This is a genomic window from Mesorhizobium robiniae (genome assembly GCF_040545535.1).
Lineage (GTDB): Bacteria > Pseudomonadota > Alphaproteobacteria > Rhizobiales > Rhizobiaceae > Mesorhizobium > Mesorhizobium robiniae.
In genome coordinates, this window is the sequence record NZ_JBEPMC010000007.1 from 345,106 (window position 1) to 357,996 (window position 12,891).

General features: G+C 62.8%; 10 protein-coding genes. 4 read left to right on the plus strand and 6 right to left on the minus strand.

The features are described from left to right. Positions 1-197: 197 nt before the first annotated feature. The gene (locus tag ABID19_RS21300) at positions 198-671 is read left to right on the plus strand and encodes a L,D-transpeptidase (RefSeq protein ID WP_354492932.1); all 474 of its coding nucleotides are present in this window, start codon (positions 198-200) and stop codon (positions 669-671) included. 85 nt (positions 672-756) lie between these two features. Here the strand turns inward: ABID19_RS21300 and ABID19_RS21305 are convergent, their stop codons facing one another. Continuing rightward, complete coding sequence (locus ABID19_RS21305) at positions 757-3,843, minus strand: efflux RND transporter permease subunit (RefSeq protein ID WP_354492933.1); 3,087 nt, start codon at positions 3,841-3,843, stop codon at positions 757-759. Beyond that, a complete protein-coding gene (locus ABID19_RS21310; protein WP_435528757.1) occupies positions 3,840-5,102 on the minus strand; it encodes an efflux RND transporter periplasmic adaptor subunit in 1,263 nt (420 codons plus the stop codon). The genes ABID19_RS21305 and ABID19_RS21310 overlap by 4 nt, the downstream gene beginning before the upstream one ends. 150 nt (positions 5,103-5,252) lie before the next feature. Here ABID19_RS21310 and ABID19_RS21315 point away from each other — a divergent pair, with 150 nt between their 5' ends. Beyond that, a complete protein-coding gene (locus ABID19_RS21315) occupies positions 5,253-5,789 on the plus strand; it encodes a TetR/AcrR family transcriptional regulator (RefSeq protein ID WP_354492934.1) in 537 nt (178 codons plus the stop codon). 133 nt (positions 5,790-5,922) lie between these two features. Here the strand turns inward: ABID19_RS21315 and ABID19_RS21320 are convergent, their stop codons facing one another. Both ABID19_RS21320 and ABID19_RS21325 read right to left on the minus strand, forming a co-directional pair. Then, entirely contained in the window at positions 5,923-7,083 is a 1,161-nt protein-coding gene (locus ABID19_RS21320; RefSeq protein ID WP_354492935.1) for a patatin-like phospholipase family protein, read from the minus strand. 27 nt (positions 7,084-7,110) lie between these two features. Further along, entirely contained in the window at positions 7,111-7,857 is a 747-nt protein-coding gene (locus ABID19_RS21325; RefSeq protein ID WP_354492936.1) for an acetoacetate decarboxylase, read from the minus strand. 214 nt (positions 7,858-8,071) lie between these two features. On the opposite strand from ABID19_RS21325, the gene ABID19_RS21330 reads away from it, so the two are divergent. Both ABID19_RS21330 and ABID19_RS21335 read left to right on the plus strand, forming a co-directional pair. After that, positions 8,072-8,860 carry a 3-hydroxybutyrate dehydrogenase gene (locus tag ABID19_RS21330; protein ID WP_354492937.1) on the plus strand — a complete coding sequence of 263 codons (789 nt, stop codon included), beginning with the start codon at positions 8,072-8,074 and terminating at the stop codon, positions 8,858-8,860. 223 nt (positions 8,861-9,083) lie between these two features. Continuing rightward, positions 9,084-10,136 (plus strand): ABC transporter ATP-binding protein, encoded by a 1,053-nt coding sequence (locus ABID19_RS21335; RefSeq protein WP_354492938.1) that lies wholly within the window; start codon positions 9,084-9,086, stop codon positions 10,134-10,136. Here ABID19_RS21335 and ABID19_RS21340 read toward each other — a convergent pair. Both ABID19_RS21340 and ABID19_RS21345 read right to left on the minus strand, forming a co-directional pair. After that, positions 10,133-11,812, minus strand: coding sequence for an ABC transporter permease (locus ABID19_RS21340; protein ID WP_354492939.1), 1,680 nt, complete (start codon positions 11,810-11,812; stop codon positions 10,133-10,135). The genes ABID19_RS21335 and ABID19_RS21340 overlap by 4 nt on opposite strands. A 75-nt stretch (positions 11,813-11,887) precedes the next feature. After that, the gene (locus ABID19_RS21345) at positions 11,888-12,862 is read right to left on the minus strand and encodes an ABC transporter substrate-binding protein (RefSeq protein ID WP_354492940.1); all 975 of its coding nucleotides are present in this window, start codon (positions 12,860-12,862) and stop codon (positions 11,888-11,890) included. Between the last annotated feature and the right edge of the window lie 29 nt (positions 12,863-12,891).

The following is a 12,891-nucleotide window of genomic DNA, read 5'->3' on the forward strand; positions in this document are numbered from 1 at the left end:
GTCCGAGCTGGCCAGCCGAGGGCGTTGTCCTTGGTTCCACCTCGGGATGCCTCTCGGGATAGGCTTCCCGGCTGTTAACCAGAGGAAACAGATTCGAAACACAAATGTCCGCGATACGAAATCAATTCGAAACATCACCCGACGATAAGCCGGTCATCGAATTGGAGCCGGCCATGTCCGGCAGACAGGGGGATCTCATGTATACTGCCATTTCCACCAAGCTCATCAACATCGCTGCCGTCGTCGCCACGGGCGCGGTTCTTCTGCTCGGCGCGGGCAACAGTGTTGCCCATGCCGCCAATCGGGCCGCCAATCAGATCGTGGCGCGGATTTCGCTTTCGCAGCAGACGATGGAAGTCCTGGTCGACGGGCGGCCGACTTTCGCGTGGAAGGTCTCGACCGGCGGTAAGGGGTATGTCACCCCGACTGGCTCGTTCAAGCCGACCCGCATGCACCAAATGTGGTATTCGAGGAAATACGACAATGCGCCGATGCCGCATTCGGTCTTCTTCAAGGGCGGCTACGCCGTCCATGCGACCAATTTCGTCAAGCGCCTGGGACAGCCGGCCTCGCATGGCTGCGTGCGGCTGCATCCGAACAACGCCGCCGATTTCTACCAGCTTGTCGAGATTTTCGGCCCGGCCAACACCCGGATCGTCATCGTCAAATAGACGACAAAGACGATCCGCCTGCGATATATTCGGGGTGAGACATCACTGCCGAAGAAAAAGGCCGGAGATTTCCGGCCTTTTTTCGTCAATCAATCGGCACCGGCATCAGCTTCGGGTCCGGCTTCTCGGCGTGATGCGGCAGGTCCTTGCTGGCGATGAAGGTGTAGAACATCGGCACCACGAACAGGGTGAACATGGTTCCGACCAGGATGCCGGTGAAGATCACCAGGCCCATCGAATAGCGTGCCGCAGCACCCGCGCCGCTGGAGATGATCAGCGGCACCACGCCGAGCGCCATCGCCGCCGTCGTCATCAGGATCGGCCGCAGACGCACCCTGGCCGAGGCGACGATCGCATCGCGCCGCCGCATCCCGTGGAGTTCGCGCTGCTGGTTGGCGAACTCGACCAGAAGAATGCCGTGCTTGGTGATCAGACCGATCAGCGTGATCAGGCCGACCTGAGTGTAGATGTTGAGCGTTCCCAGCCCCAGATTGAGCGGCACGATCGCGCCGAAGATCGACAGCGGCACCGACATCATGATGATCAACGGATCGCGGAAGCTTTCGAACTGTGCCGCCAGCACCAGATAGATGACGAGAACGGCTGCCGCGAAGGCGATGATGATCGTGTAGCCCTGTTCCTTCTCCTGCCGCGACTGGCCGGTATAGTCGATGAAGAAGGTGTCGGGCAGGCTTTCCCTGGCGATGTCCTCTATGGTCTTCAGCCCGTCGCCGGTGGTGACGGTGGGCAATGGCAGGGCGGAAATCGTGGCGGAATTCAACTGGTTGAATTGCTCGATCACGGCCGGCGAGGCGTTGTTCGAAATCTTCACCACCGCCGAGAGCGGCACCATCTCGCCGGACGCACTGCGCACGAAATACTCGGCCAGCTTTTCAGGATTGTCGCGGAAGTTCTGCGGCACCTGCGGGATGATGTCGTAACTGTTGGATTCGCGGTCGAATTGCGCCACTTCGGCGCCACCTACTAGGAGGGTCAGCGTCCGGCCGATGTCGGCGATCGGCAGGTTGAGCGCCGCGGCGCGGTCGCGGTCGATCGTCACCGTCACTTGCGGCGCGTCGAAAGTCATCGAATTCTGCACGACCAGGAAGCGGCCGGAGGCCTGTGCTTTGTTCTTGATGTCCTCGGCCGCCTCGTAAACCTGGGAGGCCTCGCCGGTCGAGCGCACCACCATCGTGATCGGCAGGCCGCCGCCGGAGCCGGGCAGCGTCGGCGGTGCGAAGACGAACGCTTCGACGCCCGCCACCTTTCCGAGACGACCCGTGATGTCTTCCTGGAGTTGCTTCGAGCTGCGCGTACGCTCGGCCCAGTCCTTGAACGCAAAACCGACGAAAGCGCTGTTCGTCTGGCCGCCGCCGAAGGCGACTGCCGAGAACCGTGCCCGCGTCTCAGGCAGGTCGTCGACCAGGCCGAGGATCTGATTGACGTAGCTCTCTGTATAGTCCGACGTCGCGTAGCGCGGTGCGGTCACCAGCGAAAGCAGAAAGCCCTGGTCTTCCTCCGGCGCCAGTTCGCTCGCGGTCTTGGTAAACATGAAGCCGGTCGTGGCGACCAGGGCGACGACGATCATCAGCGTCACCGGGCGATATTTCAACGAGCCGCTGACCAGCCGCTCATAGATGTTCTCGACGCGCCCGAACGTGCTGTCGACAATGCGCTGGAAGCGGCTGTGCGAGCCGGCCCTCAGGATGCGTGCCGACATCATCGGCGTGATGGTGAGCGCGACGATACCCGAAATCACCACCGAGCCGGCAAGCGTCACCGCGAATTCGCGAAATAGCGCGCCGGTCAGGCCGCCGGTGAACGCCAGCGGCGCGAACACGGCGGCCAGCGTTATCGTCATGGCGATGACGGCGGACGAGATCTCCCGCATGCCGTTGAAGGCCGCCTGCATCGGCGACATGTTGTCTTCTTCCATGTGGCGGTGAATGTTTTCCACCACCACGATGGCATCGTCGACGACGAGGCCGATCGCCAGCACCATGGCCAGCAATGACAAAAGGTTGATCGAATAACCCAGCGTAAACAGCAGGAAGCAGACGCCGATCAGCGATAGCGGAATGGTGACGATCGGCATCAACACCGACCGGAACGAGCCGAGGAAGAGCAGGATGACGACGATGACGATGATGACCGCCTCGCCGATGGTCTTGAACACCTCCTCGATCGAGGCGCTGATCTGCTCGGTCGAATCGTAGACGATCTCGATCGTCATGCCGAGCGGCAGCGTCTCCTGGATCGTCGGCACAATTTCGTGAATTGCCTCCGCTGTCGTCAGCGGATTGGCGGCCGGCGTCGGGAAGATGGCCAGAAAGATGCCGGGCTTGCCGTTGAAAGTCACCCTGGTGTCGGTGTTCGCCGCGGCAAGTTCGACCCGCGCCACGTCGCGCAGCCTCACCACATTGCCGTTGTTCGAGCGGAGCGGAAGGGCGGCGAAGGCCTCCGGCGTCTGCAGCGTCGAGCGGACGGTGATCGAGGAGGCGACGTATTCGTTTTCGGTCTTGCCGGGTGCGGAGAGAAAATTCGATTCGTTGATGGCGGTCAGCACTTCCGCCGCCGTTACGCCGCGCGCCGCCAGTTTTATCGGGTCTATCCAGACGCGCATCGAATATTCGGCGGCGCCGAAGATCTGCACGTCGGCGACACCCTCAACCGTCGACATGCGCGGCCGCACGACGCGCTCGATATATTCGGTGAGCTGCTCCGGCGTCATATTCGGATTCTGCATCGAAATGTACATCATCGCGAACTGCTCGCCAGTACCCTTGACGATCACAGGATCTTCGGACTCGTCCGGCAGATCGCCGCGCACGCCTTGCACTTTCGACAAGACTTCGTTCAGCGCGACGTCGGGATTGGAGCCAAGCTTCATCTGCACCGTCACGGTGCTGGAGGACGGCCGGCTCGCCGACGTGACGTAGTCGATGTTCTCCGTCGAAGCGACGGCACGGGCGATCGGCGCGGAAATGAAGCCCTGGATCAGGTCGGCGCTGGCGCCGGGATAGGCCGTAGTGATCGTGATGGCCGTTTCTTCAACCTCCGGATACTGCCGGATCGAAAGGTTGAAGATGCCCTGGAAACCCAAAAGCAGGATCATCAAGGCGAGCACGGTCGAAAGGACCGGGCGGCGGATGAAGAGGTCGGAAAAGCTCATTGCTGGGCCTGCTGGTTTGCCGGCTTGGTCGGGTCGATAGTGTTGTCGACGGCAACGGACATGCCGTTGGAGAGCCGGTTCTGGCCGGCGGTAACGACTTCGTCGCCGGGCTGGATGCCTTCCAGGATTTCAACCAGGCCGGCGTTGCGGCGGCCGGGCTTGACGAATACCTGGGCGAGCACGAGCTGCGGCTTCTGTTCTTCCGCCGCCGGTTCGGCCGCGGTAGCCGCCGGTTTTTCCTCGGGTTTTGCCGCGGGCGCTTCGGCCGCTGGCTTCGCAGTATCCGTGGCGGGCTTTTCTTCCGGCTTCGCGGCAGCAGCAGGGGCGGCTCCATTGGCCGCAGCCGGTTTCGCCGGACGCACGACAAAGACAAAGTCACCGTACAGGCTCGAGGTCAGCGCGGTCTGTGGCACCGTCAATACGTTGTTTTCCTCGGGCAGTTCGACGCGCACCTGCACGAACTGACCAGGCGTCAGCTTGCCTTCAGGGTTGGCGACCTCGGCCCTGACCGTCACCAGCCGGCTGGCCGGGTCGATCTTCGGGTCGATACCACGGATGGTGCCGGTGAACGGCAGTTCGCCGTCACCAACGCCCAGCCGCACCGTCTGGCCGATCTTCAGCAGCGGAAGCTGCTGTTCGGGAACCGTGAAATCGGCCCGCATCGTCTCCAGGTCCTGCAGCGTCGCTACGGAAGTGCCGGGTGAGAGATACTGGCCGAGATCGATCCTTGGAATACCCACTGTGCCGCTGAAGGGCGCGGTCAGCAGCTTCTGCTCGAGCACCGCCTGCAGCCTGTTGACCTGCGAAGTGGAAGCCGATGCAGCGGCCCGCGCCGAGTCGAGCGTCGATTCCGAGCCGACACCGCGTTTTTGCAATTCGAGGGCGCGCGTCAACGCCGTCTGGTCTAGCGCTGCTTGTGCCTTCGTCGCATCGAGATCGGCGCGCTCGGCGGCATCGTCGAGCTGAAGGAGAACCGCATTGGCTTCAACCTTCTGATTGGCGTGAAACAGGATGTCCTTGACGATGCCGGCTGTCTCGACGGTCAAGTCGACGCCGCGTACCGCACTGACCGTGCCGATCGCCTCGACGCCCGGCATCCAGTTCGTCGGCTTGACGATTGTCGTCGACACGGTCGCGGCCGGCGGTTTCATCGTGGCGAAGAATTGCTGCATTGCATTGTCGCGGAACAAATTGAAGCCGACGATGCCGCCGCACACCAGCACGAGCAGAATGAAGGCGATGATGAAGCGCTTGATCACGAACAGTCCCCTTGGCCACGGCCCGGTATAACGGTCGGATGACCGAAACACATAGCTGTGACTGGTCCCGATTTCAAATGACGGCGCTCTTACTGTACCGTCTGGACGGTCTTGTCAATTCCGCGTAAGCTAATGTATGGGGAGCGATTGATGAAAGCCCGCAGAGCAAATTCGCGCGAGAAGATTCTCGCTGCCGCCGCCGACGTGGCGCGCGAGTCGGGCCCTGGCAGCCTGTCGCTGGATGCGGTTGCCAGCCGAGCCGGCGTGTCGAAAGGCGGCTTGCTGTACAATTTCCCGACCAAGGCGAAACTGATGCAGGCGCTGGTGGAGGATTATCTGCGCGCCTTCGAGCAGGCGCTGGAGTCCGCCCGCACGGCCGGCGCCACCGGTGAAAGCCCGCTTGCGACCTACATCAAGCTTTCGGCCGAACATGCCGAGGAATCGAAACCGTCGGCCTCCTGGATCTTTTCGGCAATCGCCGAAGATCCCGATTTTCTGACCCCGATAAAATCGTTCAGGCGGCAGGTTTTCGAGCGGCTCAAGGGAGAGACGCCGGACCTCAAGGCGCTGCTTGTCTGCTACCTCGCTATCGAAGGGCTTCGCAGCATGAACCTCTTCGACTCCGACGTCCTTTCACATGACGAACGTCGGTTGCTGGTATCCTCCCTGCTGGAGATTGCGGGATAGGTCGAGGATGCCATCAGAGCCGGTCCGGCCGACGGTTTCTCGTCCGATGCTGGTCAGGGCAGCCTTTTCCGGCCTATCCAAAACCGGCGCGCACCCTCGGGTCAGCTCGAGAGCAGGTTTTGAGTGTCATGCATCATGTCGGATCGTCGCGGTGCAAATCGTAGATGGCGACGCCCTCGATATTGGTCGGCAGGACCAGCCATTGGCGATGGCGTAGCGTCCGCTGCGTATCCTCGAGCCCCATCTCCCAGTGCTCGCGCATCGAGGTGCCAGAGAATTCGTAGTCCTTGGCGTGCCCCTCATAGCCCTTGTGCTGGTAGATCAGATGTATGATGTTGACCACGCCGGCATCCGAATAGTCCGCGATCAGCTCTTTCTCTCCTTCCTTCAGCAATTCGTCCGGGACGCGTTTCAGCGCATCGAGGAGCTTCATCTTCAGAGCGTGGATGCGCTGGAAATTGTCGGTGTTCTGCCGCGTGCGGCTCGAATACATGATGTCCTTGTGCCGCGACAAAACATCGGCCATGCCGCGCGGCAAGGCACCGCGCGCGCTGAACAGGTCGACCTGGAACACCAACGAGCTGCGATCTTCTTCCTGATCGAGAAGATATTGCAGTGGCGTATTGGAGACGATGCCGCCATCCCAGTAATACTCACCCTCGATACGGACCGGCGGAAAGGCCGGCGGCAGTGCTCCGCTCGCCATTATGTGCTCGGGCCCGATGCGGACATTCTCGGTGTCGAAATAGACGAAGTTGCCTGTTCTGACGTTGACCGCACCGACGCTGAGCCGCTTCTTGCCGTCGTTAAGGATGTCGAAGTCGATCAGTCCTTCCAGGGTCTCCTTCAACTCGGCCGTGTCATAAAAGCTGGTGGCGCCTTCGGCACCCGGCTGCTCGAACCACGGGTTGGGGTGACGCGGCTTGAAGAAGCCAGGCTGGCCCATGGTCATCGTCATCCATGAGCTGGTGCGGTTGCGGATATCGCGGTAAATGTCGCCCTCGGGCGTATAAGCCCAGATCTTGCGCCCCGAAATCGTCTGCCAGAATTGCTCGAGCCGCTCCAGCCGGCGGCTCGGCTCGTTGCCGGCGATGATCGATGCGTTGATCGCGCCGATCGACACGCCGGAGAGCCAGGTCGGCTCGCAGCCGGCTTGGGCAAGCGCTTGGTAGACACCGGCCTGATAGGCGCCGAGTGCACCGCCGCCCTGAAACACCAGCGCTACACGATCATATTGCGCCGAGATTTCCTCGATGGTGGCGGCGATCGCCTTCTTGCGGTTGCGTTCAAGCACGGCTTTGCCTCCGAATGGTTTCTGCGGTCAGGTGCGGTCGGCGAGATAGTCATGAACCACCTCGCCTAGCCCAAGCGTCAGATCGGCGGTGAAGTGAACGGCCGAGACGATGTCGAGCACGGGCAGGCGCGCCACGTCGGCCATGACGTGCGGCCGGAGATCGAGCGCCGCCGGCGCCGTCCAGGCCTCCTTCAACGTCACCTCGGTGAGGTGATAGCGCACCAGTTCGCAGATGCGCGGCGTGCCGTCGACATGCGGGATGATCTTGATGAGGAAGTTGGGCTGGGCAAGCGAGGCGAGGATCTGGTCATGATCGGCCGGCCGGTGCTTATAGCCCATCGTGCCGGTGGCGCACAGAACGCTGCCATAATGCAGCGTACCGACCACCACCTCGCCCTCATGCACAAGCTTCGGGTTGGCGAGCTTCTTCGGAAAACCCCAGAGCTCGCGCCCGCCGGCGATCGGCGCGTCGTCGTCGAGAAACATGGAATGGACATAGGCGCCGTGTTCACCCTTGTAGCGCACAGGGATGACTTGGCCGGTCTCGGTGTAGTCACCGAAGCCGGTTGAATCGGGCATGCGGATGAATTCATATTTGACCAGCGGTTCATCGATCTCCAGTGGTGCCGGCACCACCGCCTCCAAGGCTTCGCGCGTCGTGCGATAGGTGATGATGACGTATTCGCGGTCGAAGAAACGATAGGGCCCGGGCGGGAAGGACGGGTTGGTGAGCGGCATCGCATAGGCGCGCTTCACGACGTCGGCGATTTCCAAGCTATAGCCCCATCCATTCTGGTACGACCGCGCGAGTGCGCAGGGGATTATGTTGCACGGCGCCATGACACTGCCGTGTCAGCCCGACGACCGTGGCTCCAGAGGGCTAAGGGCGCGCGTCGCATCGCTGTAATCGCGCCGACACATGGCCGTGGCACTGTCCGGCTGCGACGCACAAAGTCTGTCCTGTTTCCTCTCTTCCCGCGAGATCATCATGGGTTTCCTGTCTTCGAAGAACGCCCTCGTCACCGGCTCGACCAGCGGCATCGGCTTGGGCATTGCTCGCGCCTTTGCCGCAGAAGGCGCCAACGTCACCATCAACGGCCTGGGGGACGCTGCCGCCATCGAGCAGGAGCGCGCCGGCATCGAAACGGATTTCGGCGTCAAATGCCGTTATTCGGGAGCCAACATGATGGACGGGGCAGCGGTGAGCGCCATGGTACGCGAGGCCGAGGAGGCCTTCGGCAGTCTCGACATCCTGGTCAACAATGCGGGCATCCAGCATGTCGCGCCGATCGAGGAATTCCCTGATGACAAATGGGAAGCCATCATCCGTACCAATTTGCTCGCCGCCTTCTATGCGATCAAGGCGGTGCTGCCCGGTATGAAGGCGCGCAAATGGGGTCGCATCATCAACACTGCGTCGGCGCACGCGTTGGTCGCCTCGCCGTTCAAATCAGCCTATGTGTCGGCCAAGCACGGCATAGCAGGCCTGACCAAGACGGTGGCACTGGAGGCGGCACTCGACGGCATCACCGTCAATGCGATCGCGCCCGGCTACGTCTGGACGCCGCTGGTCGAAAGGCAGATTCCCGACACGATGAATGCGCGCGGCATGACCGAGGAGCAGGTCAAGCACGATGTGCTGCTCGCGGCACAGCCGACCAAGGAGTTCGTCACCGTCGAGGAGCTTGCTGCACTGGCGCTGTTCCTGTGCTCGGATTCAGCCAAGCAGATCACTGGAACGACCTTGCCGATGGATGGCGGCTGGACGGCGCAGTAAGCGCAGGCGTCAGTTCCGCCGTCATTGTCAGGGTCGAATTTCCAACGTATTGCCCACCTTAAAGCGCGTCGCGTTGATGAGATTCACGCGACGCGCTTTAAGGTCTTTTTTGTACGCATGCCGTTGTCGCAAAACCGCTGCGCACTTTTGCGCGACATGCATTGGGCCGCGCTGGTTGCGCAATAACCGGCGCGAGGCGCAGCGATACGCCGATGGGTGAAGCATGAGCGAAATCAAGGTGGAGCGTCTCAGCAAGCGGTTCAACGAAACCGCAGCACTTGACGCCGTTTCGCTGGACTTCGCGGCGGGCTCCTTCACCGCGCTGCTCGGCCCCTCCGGGTGCGGCAAGACCACGATGCTGAGGCTGATCGCCGGCTTCGAGGCGCCCAGCGAGGGCAGCGTCTTCTTCGGCAAGGAATTGATGGCCGATCCGCAGCGGCAGGTGCCGCCGGAAGCGCGCGGCGTCGGGGTCGTCTTCCAGTCCTATGCGCTGTGGCCCCATATGGATGTCGCGGCAAACGTCGCCTATCCGCTGAAGGCCCGGCATGTCGAGCGGGGCGCAATCGCAGGTCGTGTCGGCGCTGTTCTCGACATCGTCGGGCTCAGCAGATTTGAAGGCCGCCGCATCGAGGAACTGTCCGGCGGCCAGCGTCAGCGCGTCGCGCTGGCGCGCTGCCTGGTGGCCGACGCCAGGATCATCCTGTTCGACGAACCGCTCGCCAATCTCGACATGCATTTGCGCGCATCGATGGTCGACGCGTTTCGCGACATCCATCGCCGCACCGGCGCCACCATCGTCTATGTCACTCACGACCAGGCCGAGGCCCTGGCATTGGCCGACCGGGTCGCCATCATGAGCCAGGGCAAGGTGCTGCAGGCAGCGCCGCCGCAGGAGGTCTACCGCGCGCCGGCCAATGCCACGGTTGCCGGCTTTGTCGGGCGCGGTTCCATCGTTGCGGGGACAGTGATCGATCATGCCGAGGGAATCGCAACGGTCGACGTTGCAGGACATCGCTTTGCGGCGCGAAGCGCCGGGATATCGTCCGGACCGGTCAATATCCTGCTGCGGCCGGAAGCGCTGCGGATTTCACCTGAGGGCATGCCGGCGACGGTGCTCGACAGCATCTATAGAGGCCCGGTTCATGAGGTGCGGCTGGCCTTGCCAGCGAAAGGACAGGAATTGCTGATCGACAATACCGAGGCAGTTGCAGTCGGCCAAAGCGTGCATGTGGCCGTCTCGGATGCTTGGATTATCCCAGATTCTGAGCCTTCTTAGCGCCAGGGCAGTACGCCTGATGGAAGTCGCCGCCCGAACCGGTCGAGCACAAGCAGCAGGACGACGACAACGGCAATTGTGGAAACGGCGATCGCGGCTGCCTGCGTTCCCAAACCTGCTTCCTCGAGGCTGAACAGCACCACGCCAAGCGTCTCGTTGCCGCTCGACCAGAGCAGGGCCGAGACCGTCAGCTCATTGAAGGCGCTCATGAAGACGAGCAGCCCGCCGGCCACGGCCGCGGGTGCCGCAAGCGGCGCGGTTATCGTCACTAGCCGGCGAAGGGTTCCGGCTCCCGACACCGCCGCCGCCTCGTCGAGATCGCGTGAAATCTGTCCGACCGCGGTCGCCACCGGTTTCAGGGCGAGCGTGAAAAACCGCATCGCATAGGCGATCACGATGATCGATGCGGTCGCGTAGAGGCTGCCGATCAGCGGCAGCGGGCGCAGGAACAAGAGGATGCAGGCTATCGCAAGCACGACGCCGGGGACGGCATAGGGCAGGTCGACGATGCCGCCGAGGAGGCGCTGCCAACGCCGGCCGAGCCGTTCGAGCACCGCGGTCACCGGTATCACACCGATGGCGAGGATCAGCGCAGCACTACCGGCAAAAAGAAGGGAATTGCGGAAGGCGCGAACGGTCGAAGCCTGGCGGACCAGAACCTCGGCATAGTTGGACGCGGTCACCGTTTGCCAGCCAAGTGGCACACCGAAGGACGGCACGAGCGACGTCGCCAGCAGCGCGCTAGCCGGAAGCACGAGGATGAAGCCGATCACCAGCCAACCGACACCGGCCAGCAGCAGGCGGTAGCGCCCGAGCTCGAACCGCGCCGGCGTGCCTGAAGTAAAGCGGTGAGCAGCGCCGCGCAGGGCCAGCGACTGGCAGGCGACACCGGCCAACGCCAGTAGGCCGACCAGCACCGACAGCGCCGTGATCTGCGGCAGCACGCCAGGCCCGAAACTCGACAGGTCCTGATAGATCAGCGTCGGTAGCGTCAGATAGTTGACCGGCATTCCGAGCAAAGCGGGGATGCCGAAATTGCCGACGCCCGAGACGAAGGCAAGCGCGGCCGCGGCGACGACATACGGACGCACCACCGGCAGGACGATGGTCCACAGCACGGAGAGCGGCCCAGCGCCGGAGGCCCTGGCCGCCTCGACGAGATCGCGCGGGATCCGGGAAAGCCCGGCCCGCAGCGTGATGAAGACGATCGGTGCATGCTGGACGGCGTAAAGCAGGATGATGCCGTTGCGGCCAAGCATTGGATTGGGTGTTCCCGGTGGTGGCGCCATGCCGACCATGCCGAGAAGCGTGCTGGACGGGCCAAACAGATGCAGCCACGACAAAGCGGTAACCTGCGGCGCGATCATCAGCGGCAGCAAAAGCAGGAAGCCGAGAGGCTTTCGTCCGGGCAGGTCGGTCATCGTGACGGCGACGGCGAAAGGGCCACCGAGGCAAACCGCCAGCACGGCGCCGAAAAAGGCAGTATCCAGCGTATGCCACATCGCCCGCAAGGCGGCGGGCTTGGCCAGGCGTTCGGCGAATGCGCCGAAATCGAACTCACCGCCCGGCGCGACGGCCGCGACGACGAGCCTCACCATCGGCAACAGGCTGAGCAGCGCGATGACCAGCAGGACGGTGAGCGCCGATGCGCGAAACCCCGGTGTGGCCCGCGACATGTGCCCGCGTCGCGCCGACACACGTTGCCCGGGGAGGATGTCCTGCGCGGAAGACACCGCTGGCTGCTCGGCTGGCTACTGGCTCATCACGGCGCCGAACTTTTCCTTGTTGGCGGCGTCGTTGGCGAGTGCGGCGGCTGCATCGTAGCTCAGCACCTTGATCGACGAGCGGTCGGGATAGCCGGCCGGCAGGGCAATGTCGGCGCGTGCCGGAATATAGCCCATCTTGGCGGCGGCCTCCTGGCCGTCCTTGGACAGCAGGAAATCGACGAAGGCCTTGGCAGCCTCGGTGTTCTTGGCCGTGGACAGGATAGCGACCGGCTCGGTGACGGCCGAGACGCCTTCCCTGGGGAAGACGAATTCGACGGGAGCGCCCTTGGCCTTTTCACGGATGGGCATGTAGTCGACGATCATGCCGAACAGCTTATCGCCGCCGCTGACGGCTTTCAGGACGTCGCCATTGCCGCCGCTTGCCTGGGCGCCGTTCTTGGCGAGCGCGTCGTAATAGTCCCAGCCTTCCGGCAGATTGCCGGTCAGCGTCACGGTGTGGATCATCGCCGCACCCGAGGTGAGCGGGCTGGGCATCGCGACAAGGCCCTTCGCCTCCGGCTTGGTGAGGTCTTCCCAGCTCGCCGGCACGAAGGGCGCCTTGGTGTTGTAGACAATGCCGGTCGTGATCAGCTTGGTCGAGAAATACGTCTTGTCCTTGTCGTAGAGGGCGGCCTCGATGCCGGAAACGTCAGCCTCGGGATAGGCGAGCAGCCGGCCTTCCTTCTTCAGGCCTTCCATGGTGACAACGTCGGCGATCAGAAGCACATCCGCCTGCGGCTGACCGGCCTCGATCTCAGCACGCAGCTTGGCCAGTATCTTCGGCGTTCCATCGCGCACCCATTCGACCTTGACTGCGGGGTACTTCGCCATGAACGCATCGACGGTGTGCTGCGCGTCGGTGTTGGGCTGGCTCGTGTAGACGACCAGCTTGCCGTCGGCAGCCGAAGCGCCTGCGACGGCGGATGCCAGAAACATGGCGGCGAGAATGATCTTGCGCATGGAAAACCCCACTTGGTGTGAAGAGACGG

Excerpts from the sequence above, each read along its gene's own strand:
- ABID19_RS21300 (WP_354492932.1), top strand. The coding sequence starts at position 198 with ATGTATACTGCCATTTCCACCAAGCTCATCAACATCGCTGCCGTCGTC.
- ABID19_RS21305 (WP_354492933.1), bottom strand. The coding sequence starts at position 3,843 with ATGAGCTTTTCCGACCTCTTCATCCGCCGCCCGGTCCTTTCGACCGTG.
- ABID19_RS21315 (WP_354492934.1), top strand. The coding sequence starts at position 5,253 with ATGAAAGCCCGCAGAGCAAATTCGCGCGAGAAGATTCTCGCTGCCGCC.
- ABID19_RS21330 (WP_354492937.1), top strand. The coding sequence starts at position 8,072 with ATGGGTTTCCTGTCTTCGAAGAACGCCCTCGTCACCGGCTCGACCAGC.
- ABID19_RS21335 (WP_354492938.1), top strand. The coding sequence starts at position 9,084 with ATGAGCGAAATCAAGGTGGAGCGTCTCAGCAAGCGGTTCAACGAAACC.
- ABID19_RS21340 (WP_354492939.1), bottom strand. The coding sequence starts at position 11,812 with ATGTCGCGGGCCACACCGGGGTTTCGCGCATCGGCGCTCACCGTCCTG.
- ABID19_RS21345 (WP_354492940.1), bottom strand. The coding sequence starts at position 12,862 with ATGCGCAAGATCATTCTCGCCGCCATGTTTCTGGCATCCGCCGTCGCA.